Source organism: Pseudomonas sp. KH_046_1 (genome assembly GCF_057839025.1).
Genome location: NZ_CM174481.1, coordinates 1333504 through 1348606, shown reverse-complemented (window position 1 = coordinate 1348606; position 15103 = coordinate 1333504). Strand labels below are relative to the sequence as shown.

General features: G+C 59.2%; 17 protein-coding genes. 7 read left to right on the top strand and 10 right to left on the bottom strand.

Translation table 11 applies throughout. The features are described from left to right. Positions 1 to 79 precede the first annotated feature (79 nt). Both AC3IT9_RS06020 and tsaA read left to right on the top strand, forming a co-directional pair. Positions 80 to 850, top strand: coding sequence for an SDR family oxidoreductase (locus AC3IT9_RS06020; protein WP_489272390.1), 771 nt, complete (start codon positions 80 to 82; stop codon positions 848 to 850). Positions 851 to 1036: 186 nt separating this feature from the next. Continuing rightward, on the top strand, positions 1037 to 1735 hold the full coding sequence (gene tsaA, locus AC3IT9_RS06015; RefSeq protein ID WP_489272389.1) for a tRNA (N6-threonylcarbamoyladenosine(37)-N6)-methyltransferase TrmO: 699 nt from the start codon (positions 1037 to 1039) through the stop codon (positions 1733 to 1735). Between the two features lie 44 nt (positions 1736 to 1779). On the opposite strand, the gene fpr is transcribed toward tsaA, so the two are convergent. Continuing rightward, complete coding sequence (gene fpr, locus AC3IT9_RS06010; RefSeq protein ID WP_150727656.1) at positions 1780 to 2559, bottom strand: ferredoxin-NADP reductase; 780 nt, start codon at positions 2557 to 2559, stop codon at positions 1780 to 1782. Positions 2560 to 2698: 139 nt separating this feature from the next. On the opposite strand from fpr, the gene AC3IT9_RS06005 reads away from it, so the two are divergent. Next, positions 2699 to 3625, top strand: a complete 927-nt coding sequence (locus AC3IT9_RS06005; protein WP_046041182.1) for a LysR family transcriptional regulator — start codon at positions 2699 to 2701, stop codon at positions 3623 to 3625. On the opposite strand, the gene AC3IT9_RS06000 is transcribed toward AC3IT9_RS06005, so the two are convergent. The 3 genes from AC3IT9_RS06000 to AC3IT9_RS05990 form a co-directional block, all read right to left on the bottom strand. Next, positions 3622 to 3984: a diacylglycerol kinase gene (locus AC3IT9_RS06000; protein ID WP_150754183.1), complete on the bottom strand. Its 363-nt coding sequence runs from the start codon at positions 3982 to 3984 to the stop codon at positions 3622 to 3624. The genes AC3IT9_RS06005 and AC3IT9_RS06000 overlap by 4 nt on opposite strands. Before the next feature lie 75 nt (positions 3985 to 4059). Then, complete coding sequence (gene erdR, locus AC3IT9_RS05995; protein WP_150727658.1) at positions 4060 to 4710, bottom strand: response regulator transcription factor ErdR; 651 nt, start codon at positions 4708 to 4710, stop codon at positions 4060 to 4062. A gap of 218 nt (positions 4711 to 4928) precedes the next feature. Continuing rightward, the gene (locus AC3IT9_RS05990; RefSeq protein ID WP_150754185.1) at positions 4929 to 5687 is read right to left on the bottom strand and encodes a tRNA-uridine aminocarboxypropyltransferase; all 759 of its coding nucleotides are present in this window, start codon (positions 5685 to 5687) and stop codon (positions 4929 to 4931) included. Between the two features lie 188 nt (positions 5688 to 5875). On the opposite strand from AC3IT9_RS05990, the gene AC3IT9_RS05985 reads away from it, so the two are divergent. Further along, positions 5876 to 6298: a quorum-sensing-regulated virulence factor family protein gene (locus tag AC3IT9_RS05985; RefSeq protein WP_150727660.1), complete on the top strand. Its 423-nt coding sequence runs from the start codon at positions 5876 to 5878 to the stop codon at positions 6296 to 6298. On the opposite strand, the gene AC3IT9_RS05980 is transcribed toward AC3IT9_RS05985, so the two are convergent. Continuing rightward, entirely contained in the window at positions 6299 to 6493 is a 195-nt protein-coding gene (locus AC3IT9_RS05980; protein WP_150754186.1) for a hypothetical protein, read from the bottom strand. Positions 6494 to 6973: 480 nt separating this feature from the next. Between AC3IT9_RS05980 and AC3IT9_RS05975 the strand changes: the two genes are divergently transcribed. Then, complete coding sequence (locus tag AC3IT9_RS05975) at positions 6974 to 8092, top strand: LOG family protein (RefSeq protein WP_489272386.1); 1119 nt, start codon at positions 6974 to 6976, stop codon at positions 8090 to 8092. Between the two features lie 45 nt (positions 8093 to 8137). Here the strand turns inward: AC3IT9_RS05975 and recX are convergent, their stop codons facing one another. The 5 genes from recX to AC3IT9_RS05950 all read right to left on the bottom strand — a co-directional run bounded on the left by recX (position 8138) and on the right by AC3IT9_RS05950 (position 11625). Continuing rightward, positions 8138 to 8605 carry a recombination regulator RecX gene (gene recX / locus AC3IT9_RS05970; protein WP_489272385.1) on the bottom strand — a complete coding sequence of 156 codons (468 nt, stop codon included), beginning with the start codon at positions 8603 to 8605 and terminating at the stop codon, positions 8138 to 8140. Between the two features lie 8 nt (positions 8606 to 8613). Further along, entirely contained in the window at positions 8614 to 9672 is a 1059-nt protein-coding gene (gene recA / locus AC3IT9_RS05965) for a recombinase RecA (protein WP_150754188.1), read from the bottom strand. Positions 9673 to 9755: 83 nt separating this feature from the next. After that, positions 9756 to 10256 (bottom strand): CinA family protein, encoded by a 501-nt coding sequence (locus tag AC3IT9_RS05960; RefSeq protein WP_056722269.1) that lies wholly within the window; start codon positions 10254 to 10256, stop codon positions 9756 to 9758. Positions 10257 to 10374: 118 nt separating this feature from the next. Continuing rightward, a complete protein-coding gene (locus AC3IT9_RS05955; protein ID WP_150727665.1) occupies positions 10375 to 10716 on the bottom strand; it encodes a phage holin family protein in 342 nt (113 codons plus the stop codon). A gap of 174 nt (positions 10717 to 10890) precedes the next feature. Next, complete coding sequence (locus AC3IT9_RS05950; protein WP_489273483.1) at positions 10891 to 11625, bottom strand: XRE family transcriptional regulator; 735 nt, start codon at positions 11623 to 11625, stop codon at positions 10891 to 10893. 207 nt (positions 11626 to 11832) lie between these two features. Between AC3IT9_RS05950 and mutS the strand changes: the two genes are divergently transcribed. Beyond that, positions 11833 to 14412, top strand: a complete 2580-nt coding sequence (gene mutS / locus AC3IT9_RS05945) for a DNA mismatch repair protein MutS (RefSeq protein WP_353742220.1) — start codon at positions 11833 to 11835, stop codon at positions 14410 to 14412. 142 nt (positions 14413 to 14554) lie between these two features. After that, entirely contained in the window at positions 14555 to 14878 is a 324-nt protein-coding gene (fdxA, locus tag AC3IT9_RS05940; protein WP_150727667.1) for a ferredoxin FdxA, read from the top strand. The last annotated feature ends 225 nt before the right edge of the window (positions 14879 to 15103 follow it).

Below are 15103 nucleotides of genomic sequence, written 5' to 3'. Positions count from 1 at the left end.
TCATTCCGCGCAAAAATAGTGGCTCCGCTTCTGGCGGCTGACGACTAGGGTGTAAAGACCTCAGTTCTCAGGATTCGCCATGCATCCCTACTTTTCCCTGCAAGGCCGCACCGCCCTGGTGACCGGCGGCACCCGTGGTATCGGCAAGATGATCGCCAAGGCCTACGTCGAGGCGGGTGCCACCGTGTACGTCTGCGCCCGCGACGTCGAAGCCTGCCAGCAAACCGCTGACGAACTCGGTGCACTTGGCCGCTGCCGCGCCATCGCGGCGAACCTCGCCACCGAAGAGGGAGTCCTGCAACTGGCCACCCGCCTGGGCGAGCAGATCACTCATCTGGACATTCTGGTGAACAATGCCGGCACCACTTGGGGCGCGCCACTGGCGAGCTACCCGATCAAGGGCTGGGAGAAGGTCATGCAGCTCAACGTGACCTCGGTGTTCAACTGCATCCAGCAATTCCTGCCCCTGCTGCGCAAGGCCGGTTCCGAAGCGAATCCGGCGCGGATCATCAACATTGGATCGGTGGCGGGGATATCCTCCTTCGGCGAGCAGGCGTATGCCTACGGCCCGAGCAAGGCTGCGTTGCACCAACTGTCGAGGATTCTGGCGCGCGAACTGGTGAGCCAGCACATCAACGTCAATGTGATAGCCCCAGGGCGTTTTCCGAGCAAGATGACCCAGCACATTGGCAATGATGAACAGGCGCTGGCGCAGGATACGGCGTTGATCCCGATGAAGCGTTGGGGCCGCGAGGAAGAGATGGCGGCGCTGGCGATCAGTCTGGCAAGTACCGCGGGTGCCTACATGACCGGGAATATCATTCCGCTGGATGGCGGGTTCAGCCTCTAGATCAGCGGTGCGGCCATCGCGAGCAGGCTCGCTCCCACAGGGGATTTGTGGTGGACAGGAAACAGATGAGCACCCCCGAATCAATGTGGGAGCGAGCCTGCTCGCGATGACGGACTGATAGGCGCCACCGGGCCAGAGGCCGTGTGGGTTATCATGCCTGCCTTAATCCCGCCTCGACCCCAAACCATGACCTACCGCGTTTCCCCCATCGGCTTCGTGCGCTCCTGCTTCAAGGAGAAGTTCGCCATTCCGCGTCAGCCGCAACTGGCCCCAGCCGCCCGTGGCGTGCTGGAACTGGTGGCGCCGTTCGATCAAGGGGACGCGGTGCAGGGCCTGGAGCAGGTCAGCCACGTGTGGCTGCTGTTCCTGTTCCACCAGGCACTGGAAGAAAAGCCTCGCTTGAAGGTCCGCCCTCCTCGCCTCGGCGGCAACAAGTCCATGGGCGTGTTCGCCACCCGCGCCACCCACCGCCCCAATGGCATCGGGCAGTCGGTGGTGAAACTGGACAAGGTCGAAGCCGGCCGGCTTTGGATCTCGGGCATCGATCTGCTGGACGGCACGCCGATTCTCGATATCAAACCCTACGTGCCCTACGCCGACATCATCGACACCGCCGCCAACAGCATCGCCAGCGCTGCGCCGCAGTTGATCCCCGTGCAGTGGACAGACACAGCGCTGCAACAGGCTCACGAGCATGCCCAGCGCCTTGCAGAGCCTTTGGTCGAGTTGATCGAGCAATGCCTGGCGCAAGATCCACGCCCGGCCTATCAAACGCCTGCACCGGAGCGGGAGTACGGCGCGCAGTTCTGGGATGTCGATGTGCGCTGGCACTATCCGACACCAGAGCTGATCCGCGTCCTGGAAGTCATTCCCGCAATAAGCTGAACGACAGAAACAACTGCGGGAAAGCAGAGCCGTTGAGCGGCTGCTTACTTCTCGACGAACGCACGCTCGATCAGGTAATCACCTGGTTCGCGCATCCGCGGCGAAACCTTCAGGCCGAAGCTGTTCAGCACTTCGCTGGTCTCGTCGAGCATGCTCGGACTGCCGCACAGCATGGCGCGGTCGTCCTGCGGGTTGATCGGTGGCAGACCGATGTCGCTGAACAGCTTGCCGCTGCGCATCAGGTCGGTCAGGCGACCTTCGTTCTCGAACGGCTCACGGGTCACGGTCGGGTAGTAGATCAGCTTGTCACGCAGCGAGTCGCCGAAGAATTCGTTCTGCGGCAGGTGCTCGGTGATGAACTCGCGGTAAGCGACTTCGTTGACGTAACGCACGCCGTGGCACAGGATCACTTTTTCGAAACGCTCGTAGGTTTCCGGGTCCTGGATGACGCTCATGAACGGCGCCAGGCCGGTACCGGTGCTGAGCAGGTACAAATGTTTGCCAGGCTTCAGGTCATCCAGTACCAGCGTGCCGGTAGGCTTCTTGCTGATGATGATCTCGTCGCCTTCCTTCAGATGCTGCAACTGCGAAGTCAGCGGACCATCAGGCACCTTGATGCTGAAGAACTCGAGATGCTCTTCCCAGTTCGGGCTGGCAATCGAGTAAGCGCGCATAAGCGGGCGGCCGTTGGGCTGTTGCAGGCCGATCATCACGAACTGACCGTTCTCGAAGCGCAGGCCCGGATCACGGGTGCACTTGAAGCTGAACAGAGTGTCGTTCCAGTGGTGAACACTGAGGACACGCTCGTGGTTCATGTTGCTCATGTACGTGGGACTCCTGGAGATTAGGTCTGCGCTAGCTCATTAGGACAAGCGCTGCGGCGCGCAATTGCATCGCATTCTAATAGCGACGACAATATCTGTTAACTGGATTATTAAGATAAGGGTTATCGGTTATATCGATATGCGATTTACTCTTCGTCAACTACAAGTCTTCGTCGCCGTCGCCCAGCAGGAAAGCGTATCCCGTGCTGCGGGCCTGCTCAACCTCTCGCAATCGGCGGCGAGCACCTCGATCACCGAACTGGAGCGCCAGTGCAGCTGCCAGTTGTTCGACCGTGCCGGCAAACGGTTGAGCCTGAACGCCCTCGGTAAACAACTGTTGCCGCAAGCGGTCGCCCTGCTGGACCAGGCCAAGGAAATCGAGGACCTGCTCAATGGAAAGTCCGGTTTCGGCTCGCTGGCCGTGGGCGCGACCCTGACCATCGGCAATTACCTGGCCACGTTGTTGATCGGCAGCTTCATGCAGCGCCACCCGGAAAGCCAAGTGAAGCTGCATGTGCAGAACACGGCCAATATCGTGCAGCAAGTGGCCCACTATGAAATTGATCTGGGTCTAATCGAAGGCGACTGCAGCCACCCGGACATCGAAGTGCAAAGCTGGGTCGAGGACGAACTGGTGGTGTTTTGTGCCCCTCAGCATCCGTTGGCCAAGCGCGGCACGGCCACCATGGACGAGTTGAGCCACGAAGCCTGGATCTTGCGCGAACAGGGCTCAGGCACCCGGTTGACCTTCGATCAAGCCATGCGCCATCACCGCACTTCGTTAAACATCCGGCTAGAGCTTGAACACACCGAAGCGATCAAACGCGCGGTGGAATCAGGTTTGGGGATTGGCTGTATTTCCAGGCTGGCTTTGCGCGACGCATTCCGCCGCGGCAGCCTGGTGCCTGTCGAAACGCCGGATCTGGATCTGGCGCGACAGTTCTATTTCATCTGGCATAAACAGAAATATCAGACCTCGGCGATGCGCGAGTTCCTCGATCTGTGCCGCGCCTTCACCGCCGGGGTCCAGCGCAGCGACGAGATCGTGCTGCCGACGATCGCCTAGAGCAGAATCACCGCCCACACCAGGGCAATCATGCTCAATGCCACGGCCTGGGCGGCACTGCCCATGTCCTTGGCATTCTTGGACAGCGGGTGCCGCTCAAGGGAAATGCGGTCGATGGCCGCTTCCACGGCCGAGTTGAGCAACTCGACAATCAACGCCAACAGGCATACCGCGATCAACAACGCCCGTTCGACCCGGCTGACATTCAGGAAGAACGACAAAGGAATCAGGATGACGTTGAGCAATACCAATTGCCGAAAGGCGGCTTCACCGGTGAAGGCTGCGCGCAGACCGTCCAGCGAATAACCGGAAGCATTGAGAATACGTTTCAGGCCGGTCTGGCCTTTGAAAGGTGACATAGAGTGGGCAACTGGCAAAAAAGAAGTGGGAAAGCTAGTTCAACCAAAGTCAAAAAAGCGTGAATTTGCCAGCCTTCAATGGCTGGAAATTGACTCAAGTTGTTGCAGGAGCAGCGCGGCCTGGGTCCGGGTCCGCACATTCAGTTTACGGAAAATCGCGGTCACGTGCGCCTTGATAGTTGCCTCGGAAACGCTGAGCTCGTAGGCGATCTGCTTGTTCAGCAAGCCTTCGCAGACCATGGTCAGCACCCGAAATTGCTGCGGCGTCAGACTGGCAAGGCCTTCGCTGGCCGCCTTGGCCTCATCCGAGACGCTGACCGCTTCGAACGCCTGCGGCGGCCAGAACACGTCGCCATCGAGAACCGCACTCACGGCCTTCTGAATCACACTCAAGTCGCTGGATTTGGGAATGAAGCCACTGGCGCCGAACTCACGAGACTTGACCATGATGGTCGGTTCTTCCTGGGCCGAGACCATGACCACCGGAATCTGCGGGTACTGCCCGCGCAGCAGGACCAGCCCGGAAAAACCGTAGGCCCCTGGCATGTTCAGGTCCAGCAGTACCAGATCCCAATCGGACTTTTCCGTCAGGCGCACTTCCAGTTCGGCGATGCTCGCCACTTCCACCAGGCGGACATCCGGGCCAAGGCCCAGAGTCAGCGCTTGATGCAAGGCACTACGAAAAAGTGGGTGGTCATCGGCAATCAGGATTTCGTATGTGGCCATTTTTCAAATGATCCTGTTTTTCATGGGACGCCCGATGCATTCGGACCTTGCCAAAGCAAGTCAAGACACAGCCACGGAGCTGCATTGACAAGGCACGCTCAACGTAAAAAACGGCGTTGAAAACTACGGCCGCACCCTAATCGGCGCCAAGCATGCCCAGCGAAACCGGGGTGGTCAAGCAGCATGGCCGGTACACTTTATTGCAGTATGCGCGACAATCAGTCCATCAATGGGACGACCGACCGGACATAGGGCATCAACTCGGCGTGCGCCGGGGTCGAAACGTTCATGTCCAACTGGTGTTTGGCGTCGAGGTAATGCTGGCTGAACACATCAAAGTAGGCATCCAGCGCCGATGCTGCGGCGACATCGCCTGCAAGGTCGAGGCACAGCGCCGCCACTTCCGCCGTACACAGATGCTCGCTGCGGGTCGAGCGGCGCAACCGGTAGCGGGAGAGTTTCTCTGGCAGCAGGCTGAGGATCGGCAGTCGGTCGAAATAGGGGCTCTTGCGAAAGATCTTTCGTGCTTCGGTCCAGGTCGCATCCAACAGAATGAACAACGGGCGCTTCGTGCCATCGACGTCCACGCTGTTTGTCACGCGCTCGGGCTCGACGTACTCACCCGGAAACACCAGGTAAGGCTGCCATTGCGGGTCGGACAACAGCGCCAGCAACATCGGATCGATCTCGGTACGGGACCAGATGAAGGCATGGTTGTCAGGCACCACGTCGGCGATCAGCCAACCGGTGTTGCTCGGTTTGAACACTTCCTTGTTGGTCATGATCAGGCACACGCCGGAGCGGGTAGCGACCTGCGGACGCCATGCGCACAGGCAATGGCTCTCGATCACCCGGCAGTCACGGCAGCGCGGCGCGCGCCAGCCGCGGGCCTGAATCGGCTTGATGCCCTCCTCCTCGCGCTGATCGCGCAAGCGGGCTACGGCGTTCAAAGCAAAGCGCGCTGGGGTATGACTCATGGCGGGCAATGCCCACAGAGAAGGGAAATCGACACGAAAAACACTCGACAGGGTAAAAAGTGCCAGCAGTTTACCAGAGCGCCCGGCGCAAGCCTGTACCGTCCAGCCCACCTCCCCTATAATTCGCCGCCACTGAACGCACAGTCACGTGACGGGTCCAACCCCCATCACTGAACCAGGAGAGTTTCATGCTGCGCCTTATCGTTCCTACCGCGGCCATTTTGCTGGCGTCGTCCTTCAACGCTCAGGCTGCGTCCTTGAAAGACACGGAACTGAGCAAAATGCTGCAAAACGTCGCCACCCAGAGCAGCGTCGGTACTCCACGAGCGATCAACGAAGACATACTCGATCAAGGCTACACCGTTGAAGGCAAACAGCTGATCAACCATCTGAGCGTGCAGAGCAGCCACGCCGACAAGATGCGTGCAGACCCGAAAGCCGTGTACTTCCAGTTGGGAGCTTCTGTCTGCAGGAACGAAGGGTTTCGCAAGCTGATGGCCAAGGGCGCGATCATGCGTTACGACTTCACCGAGGTGAAGACCAACCGCCCGGTCGGCTCCGCGAGCTTCCAGGAATCGGATTGCCTGCAACCGGCGAAGAAGAAAAAGTAATCACCGGGTATTGGCGCGTCGTTGTTCATCTTCGGCGCGCAATTCCGCCAGCAGCGCCTGCAAGTAATGCGAACGACGTTCGCCACCGCGCAAACGTCGGCAGCACTCCTCTTCGAGACTTAACTGATGGGTCTCGGCTGATGCCTTCAGCAATCGATACAGTTGCGTATCGATCTCCAGAACGACTCTGGTCATGGTTTCCCGCCTCCCTGCACTTCACTCATGTTTGAGCGATAAATCCTTGAACCGCTTGTACCGTGCGCCCTGCCGTTGACGCAAAGCTGTCGTGTGACACCTGTAACTTAGTAAATCAGAGTGCCGCACATGCGACGTACGTTCAGACGAGCGGTGAAAGCACCTTGCAAATCGTCAATAAGCGGTTGCCAGGAAAGACTTTGTGGCGCAATGATCAAGACAGCGCAAATCACTGTGAAGGTCTAGATTTCAGGGTATCCACGTTCACTCTTTCAGGCTGGAAAGGGGCTGGCCGTCGCTTGTCGTGTTGTGCGAACGTTTCTTTCATCCAAGGGAAAACAGAGCCTGTTTGGATGATCCGATACCTTTCGGGTCAAGTAGATCGCCCAGGCATGGGCCTGGGCAGACAGCGACACATGAAGTGTCGTGGCACCGACGTACGTTGTCGGGCCGAGGGTTCTGTGCAGAAGGAGAAGTTGAATGCCTTACCAACCGAATGACCTCCTGAGCCGTCATTTTGAAGAAAGCGGCCATGACCTCATCAGCAAGGTCGAAGAACAGCTCAAGCTGATTTCACCCAACAGCCCGAACACCCCGATCTACCGCGACATGATCCTGACCGTGCTGCGCATGGCCCAGGAAGACCACAACCGCTGGAATGCCAAAATCACCCTGCAGGCCCTGCGCGAACTGGAACAGGCTTTCCGCGTACTCGAACAATTCAAGGGGCGGCGCAAGGTCACTGTTTTCGGCTCGGCCCGTACCCCCATGGAACATCCGCTCTACAGCATGGCCCGGGAACTCGGCGCCGCTCTGACGCGCTCGGACATGATGGTCATTACCGGTGCCGGTGGCGGCATCATGGCCGCCGCCCATGAGGGCGCCGGCCTGACACACAGCCTGGGTTTCAACATCACCCTGCCCTTCGAACAGCATGCCAACCCTACTGTCGACGGCACGACCAACCTGCTGCCCTTCCACTTTTTCTTCACCCGCAAGCTGTTCTTCGTCAAGGAAGCCGACGCCCTGGTGCTGTGCCCGGGTGGCTTCGGTACGCTGGATGAGGCGCTGGAAGTGCTGACGTTGATCCAGACCGGCAAGAGTCCATTGGTGCCCGTGGTGCTGCTCGACGCGCCGGGTGGCAAATTCTGGCAAGGCGCACTGGACTTCATTCACCAGCAACTGGAAGAAAACCACTACATCCTGCCCACTGACATGAAGCTGGTGAAACTGGTCTACAACGTCGAAGAAGCGGTAGAGCACATCAACCAGTTCTACAGCAACTTCCACTCCAGTCGCTGGCTCAAGCATCAGTTCCTGATGCGCATGAATCACACACTCAGCGACCACGCACTCGAACACATGCAGGAGGCTTTCGCCGACCTGTGCCTGAGTGATCATTTCCATCAGCACACCTACAACACCGAGGAACACAACGAAGCCGAATTCAGCCATCTGGCGCGGCTGGTCTTCAACTTCAACGCCCGCAATCATGGCCGCCTGCGCGAGCTTGTGGACTACATCAACCTGCCGGAAAACTGGGCACAATCAAAACCCCAGGTACAACAACGCACCCGGGAGCCGTCAAAGGTTTCGTGAGGCATAAAAAAACGGCCCGCTATCGAAATAGCGGGCCGTTTCAGTTCAATCGTCCATCCCTCGACCGCTGAACAGGCGGTTGATCATTTCCATGGAGTATCCCCGATACGCCAGGAACCTGCCTTGTTTGGCTCGGTCCCGGGCGTCTGCCGGCAATTGCCCGGAGAACTTGCGCCGCCAGGTATCAGCCAGTTGCTCCTGCCAGTCGATACCGCTCTCACGCAGGGCGAGTTCAATATCGGTGCGCTGCAGGCCACGCTGGCCCAACTCTTCACGAATGCGTAAAGGGCCATAACCGGAACGGGCGCGGTAGGAAACGAAACTTTCGAGATAACGGGTTTCGGACAACAACCCCTCTTCCGTCAATCGGTCGAGTGCTGTTTCGATCATTTCAGGAATGGCGCCGCGCTGACGCAGCTTACGCGTCAGCTCGACACGACCGTGCTCGCGTCGGGCGAGCAGGTCCATTGCGGTTCGCCGCACCGCGACGAGTGTATCGAGTACGGCGGTCATCGCTTCGATCAGATATCAGCATCAGCCAGGTCGTCTTCGGTCTCTTTGACCGCAGAAGCTTTGGCGTCTGCTACCGACGAAGGGGACAGCAGCTTGTCACGCAGTTGCTTCTCCAGCTTTGTCGCGACTTCCGGGTTGTCTGCCAGGAACTTGGCCGAGTTGGCCTTGCCCTGACCGATCTTGGTGCCTTCATAGGCATACCAGGCACCGGACTTCTCAACGAAACCGTGCAGAACACCCAAGTCGATCATCTCACCGTTGAGGTAGATGCCCTTGCCGTAAAGAATCTGGAACTCAGCCTGGCGGAACGGCGAAGCTACCTTGTTCTTCACAACCTTGACGCGGGTTTCGCTACCGACGACTTCATCACCATCTTTCACCGCGCCGGTACGACGGATGTCCAGACGAACCGATGCGTAGAACTTCAGTGCGTTACCACCGGTGGTGGTTTCCGGGCTACCGAACATCACGCCGATTTTCATGCGGATCTGGTTGATGAAGATCACCAGGCAGTTGGCGTTCTTGATGTTACCGGTGATTTTACGCAGCGCCTGGGACATCAGACGGGCTTGCAGGCCCACGTGCATGTCACCCATTTCGCCTTCGATTTCAGCCTTTGGCACCAGGGCGGCCACGGAGTCGACGATGATCACGTCAACCGCGTTGGAGCGCACCAGCATGTCGGTGATTTCCAGGGCCTGCTCGCCGGTGTCCGGCTGGGAAACCAGCAGGTCGTCGACGTTGACGCCCAGCTTGCCGGCGTACTCAGGGTCGAGGGCGTGTTCGGCGTCGACGAATGCGCAGGTCGCGCCGGCTTTTTGAGCCTGGGCGATCACGGACAAGGTCAACGTGGTTTTACCGGAAGATTCAGGACCGTAGATTTCAACAATACGGCCTTTTGGCAGACCGCCGATGCCGAGAGCGATGTCCAGACCCAGAGAGCCAGTGGAGATGGCCGGGATCGCCTGACGGTCCTGATCGCCCATACGCATTACGGCACCCTTGCCGAATTGACGTTCGATCTGACCCAGGGCCGCAGCCAAGGCTTTCTTCTTGTTGTCGTCCATTAAAGTCCTCACGTAATCAATAAGGCCTGACGGCCAACACCTGTATAAGTAGCCAGTATTATTCCACAGCGTTTCCGGATCGCCTACCCCTGATTTGAGATTTCTGCCGCGGCATACCGCAGCAGCCCCTCTAGCGCGGCCTTCACCGTTTGTCGGCGGACGTCGTCGCGATTACCCGGGAAGTGCTGCCGCTCGCAGAACACCTGATCTCCAACGCCCCAGGCCAGCCAGACCGTGCCAACCGGCTTGTTCGCCGTTCCACCATCCGGCCCGGCGATGCCACTGACCGCCACGGAGAAATACGCGCTGTTTTTCTTCTGCGCCCCCCGGACCATGGCCTCGACCACCTCGCGGCTGACCGCGCCCACGGTGGTGAACAACTCCACCGGGACATCCAGTTGCAGGGTTTTCTGCCGGTTGGAGTAGGTGACATAACCGGCCTCGAACCAGGCCGAACTCCCGGGGATACGGGTGATTGCCTCGGCGATGCCTCCGCCGGTGCAGGACTCCGCCGTGGTGACGTGGGCATTGAGAACCTGCAGGCGTCTGCCGAGTTCGGCGGCGAGTTGGGTGATTTCGTTCACGGTCATCTCCTGATCGGGCGGGATGAGGTTAACCGTACACGAGCAGACCGCACTTGCAAGCTACAGGACCGATCAAAATGTAAGGAATCAGAGGCTCTGGAAAAGGCCTGTCGGGGAATCAATCTTCCACGTCACCGGACGGAGCATGACCGATACCCATGCGCTTGGCCGCCCAACGCTCATACAGCCCTAAAACGACGTCTGTCCCGGCCATCGCCGTTAAACAACCACCCGCACAAGCTGCCCAAATGGAAACATTGGCGGCGTGCAGCAGCATGATGACCGAGGCGCCGCAGATCATGCTGGAGCCAGACCGCAGGCTCAGGCGCCGGATAAGGGGCCAGCCACGAACGCCCTCTTTATCGGCGCGCCACATTTCACCGGTAACGCCACCGAGTACTGGCAGGCTGATGACCAGCCAAAGAGGCATGTCCAGCAACGCATATTGCTCAGCGGTCATTTCATGACTCCTTGAGTGAACGGTCATTCCGTATTCTTGAATAGATAGGCAAACAGATTATGCATTGATGCATATTCAGTCAATGCATTAACGCATCAAAAAGATGATCCAATGTTTTCAGCACACGAAAAAAACCCGCTCGGGAAGTGCGGGTTTTATCTGAACGCAGGGGTGTTAGCGGGCGTACATACCCCACCAGAAGACATGACCGAGGATAACAATCGACTCCTCCTGGATTTCCTGAAAGGTGTAATCTTCGTCCGGATGCTCGTCGCGATTGAAGCTGCGCAAGCGAATCCCGGTCGGCAGGCGATACAGCTGTTTCACCCGCAATTGGCCGTTGTGATTGATTGCATAAAGGTCGCCGTCAACGATATCGCCAATGCCGCACTTGCCGGCATTGACCCCGACCGTGGCGCCATCGCGCAGTACCGGCAACATGCTGTTGCCCCGCACTGTCACGCATTTGGCCTGGTCGAACTGCACGCCGTTATGGCGCAGGCTTCGTTTGCCGAAGCGCAGGCTAGAGCGCTCGCTCTCCTCGATGACGAATCTTCCTGATCCCGCGGCCAATTCAACCTCGCGAAGAAAGGGGACCGACACCTCGTCGTCATCGACAGGGGTATCGTCGTCCCACAGACTTATATCCTTGAGTTCCGAATGCACAGGAGCGCGCCCGGCATTAGCGGCAGACGCGACGTCCGCGCGACCTCGCAACTGGTCGGTGCTCACGGAAAAATAGTCGGCAATTTTCGAAATGTGCCTATCCGAAGGATCGACGATTTTCCCGCTGAGAATGCGCGAGAGCGTGGATTGAGGCACGCCGGTGCGACGGTGAAGCTCCGTGGGGGAGATCCCGTGCTGATCGAGCAATGCTCTTAATACGGTAGATACGTTGCGTTTTTGCATAATGCGCATAGTGCTTGCTCTTCCCGAAGAAGACAATGCCGATTTGCATAACCCATGCATATCCAGATTTTAAATGGCAAAGGAGTCACCCGGCCGTGATGCCTGCGTCGGGTAGACCGCCCATGGTAACCTTGCGCCCATCGCGGAAAAGCCCGGCCGTTGCCCCGCTTTTGCCCCATCTCTTTCAACGAGCTTCCTGACAATCCGATGAATAAAGCCGTCTCCGACCTGTCCTCCCACACCCCGATGATGCAGCAGTACTGGCGCCTGAAAAACCAGCACCCGGACCAGCTGATGTTCTACCGCATGGGCGACTTCTACGAGATCTTCTACGAAGACGCGAAGAAGGCCGCCAAGTTGCTGGACATCACCCTGACGGCCCGAGGGCAATCGGCTGGCCAGGCGATTCCGATGTGCGGGATTCCATACCACGCCGCCGAGGGTTACCTGGCAAAGCTGGTGAAGCTTGGCGAATCGGTGGTGATCTGCGAGCAGGTCGGCGACCCGGCCACCAGCAAAGGGCCGGTGGAGCGGCAGGTGGTGCGCATCATCACGCCGGGGACGGTGAGTGACGAGGCGCTGCTCGACGAGCGTCGGGACAACCTGATCGCCGCCGTCCTGGGCGATGAGCGCCTGTTCGGCCTGGCGGTGCTGGACATCACCAGCGGCAACTTCAGCGTGCTGGAAATCAAGGGTTGGGAAAACCTGCTGGCGGAACTGGAGCGGGTCAACCCGGTAGAACTGCTGATTCCGGATGACTGGCCCAAGGACTTGCCGGCGGAAAAACGCCGTGGTGTGCGTCGTCGTGCGCCGTGGGATTTCGAGCGCGATTCGGCGCTCAAAAGCCTGTGCCAGCAATTCTCGACCCAGGATCTCAAAGGCTTTGGCTGCGAAAACCTGACCCTGGCCATCGGCGCCGCCGGTTGCCTGCTGGCCTACGCCAAAGAAACCCAGCGCACCGCCCTGCCTCATTTGCGCAGCCTGCGTCATGAGCGCCTGGACGACACCGTGGTGCTCGATGGCGCCAGCCGTCGTAACCTGGAGCTCGACACCAACCTGGCCGGCGGCCGCGACAACACCCTGCAATCGGTGGTGGACCGCTGCCAGACCGCCATGGGCAGCCGCCTGCTGACCCGCTGGCTGAATCGCCCATTACGCGATTTGACGGTGCTGTTGGCGCGTCAGACCTCGATCACTTGCCTGCTCGACGGTTACCGCTTCGAAAGGCTGCAACCGCAGCTCAAGGAAATCGGTGACATCGAACGGATTCTTGCGCGGATCGGCCTGCGCAATGCCCGCCCCCGCGACCTCGCCCGTTTGCGTGACGCCCTCGGCGCACTGCCCGAACTGCAAGTGGCAATGACGGAGCTCGAAGCCCCGCACCTCCAGCAACTCGCCACCATCACCAGCACCTACCCGGAACTGGCGGCCCTTCTGGAAAAAGCCATCATCGACAATCCGCCCGCAGTCATTCGTGACGGCGGCGTGCTGAAAACCGGCTACGACAGCGAACTCGACGATCTGCAGTCACTCAGCGAAAACGCCGGGCAATTCCTGATCGACCTCGAGGCACGGGAAAAGGCCCGCACCGGCCTGTCGCACCTGAAGGTCGGTTACAACCGCATCCACGGTTATTTCATCGAGCTGCCAAGCAAGCAGGCGGAATCGGCACCGGCCGACTACATTCGCCGCCAGACGCTCAAAGGCGCCGAGCGTTTTATTACGCCGGAACTCAAGGCGTTCGAAGACAAGGCACTGTCAGCCAAGAGCCGCGCTCTGGCCCGCGAGAAGATGCTGTACGAAGCGCTGCTCGAAGACCTGATCAGCCAGCTGCCACCGCTGCAGGACACCGCCGGTGCTCTGGCCGAGCTGGACGTCTTGAGCAACCTGGCCGAACGCGCGCTGAACCTCGACCTGAACTGCCCGCGCTTCGTCAGTGAACCGTGCATGCGCATCACCCAGGGTCGCCACCCGGTGGTCGAACAAGTGCTGACCACACCGTTCGTGGCCAACGACCTGAGCCTGGACGACAACACCCGCATGCTGGTGATCACCGGTCCGAACATGGGCGGTAAATCCACCTACATGCGTCAGACCGCCTTGATCGTGCTCCTGGCACACATCGGCAGCTTCGTGCCGGCAGCCAGTTGCGAATTGTCGCTGGTCGACCGCATCTTCACCCGGATCGGCTCCAGTGATGACCTGGCCGGCGGGCGCTCGACCTTCATGGTGGAAATGAGCGAAACCGCGAACATCCTGCACAACGCCACCGAGCGCAGCCTGGTGCTGATGGACGAAGTCGGACGCGGCACCAGCACCTTCGACGGTCTGTCCCTGGCATGGGCGGCGGCCGAGCGCCTGGCGCATCTGCGTGCCTACACGCTGTTCGCCACCCACTACTTTGAACTGACCGTCCTGCCGGAAGCCCAGCCGCTGGTGGCCAACGTGCACCTCAATGCCACCGAGCACAACGAGCGCATCGTGTTCCTGCACCACGTGCTGCCCGGGCCGGCCAGCCAGAGTTATGGCCTGGCCGTTGCGCAGCTGGCAGGCGTACCGAGCGAGGTCATCACCCGTGCTCGCGAGCATTTGAGCCGCCTGGAAGACACCGCCCTGCCCCATGAAACACCGGCACCGGCCAAAGGCAAACCGGCCGCACCGCTGCAAAGCGACCTGTTTGCCAGCCTGCCGCACCCGGTGCTGGATGACCTGGCCAAGCTCGATCTGGACGACATGACGCCACGTCGTGCTCTCGAAATGCTCTATACACTAAAGACACGGATCTAACGCAGCGGCTTGCAAGCTGTTAGAATCTCGCGCGGTTTGGGATGCTGCTGGCTAATAGCCTGGCCAGCAGACTATCGCTCCCGAACCTGGCGACCCCTACGAGAAGGGGCGCAGCAAGCCGCGCCTGAGGAGAAAATTAGAAATGACCTTCGTCGTCACCGACAACTGCATCAAGTGCAAGTACACCGACTGCGTAGAAGTCTGTCCGGTGGACTGCTTTTACGAAGGCCCGAATTTCCTGGTGATTCACCCGGATGAGTGCATCGATTGCGCGCTGTGCGAACCTGAATGCCCTGCCGTGGCTATCTTCTCCGAGGATGAGGTTCCGGCCGGCATGGAAAACTTCATCGAGCTGAACGCTGAGTTGGCCGATATCTGGCCAAACATCACCGAGAAGAAAGATTCGATGCCCGACGCTGAAGAGTGGGATGGCAAGAAAGGCAAGATCGCAGACCTCGAACGCTGATTACCCCCGCGTTCGCGAAAAAGGCCCCACAAGGGCCTTTTTGCTTTTCTGCAGGCAAAAAAAGGGGCGGTTTGACCCGCCCACATTTTTTCCCTATTCCCTGTGTTCCTTTTCATCGTCCTGATGAATCGCGTCCTGCGATATCCATTTCCCTCATCCATGAAGGACGTGTCTGTCCGTCGACACAACCTGAATACTAGACCTTTCCCCGCCTGGATCAATCGC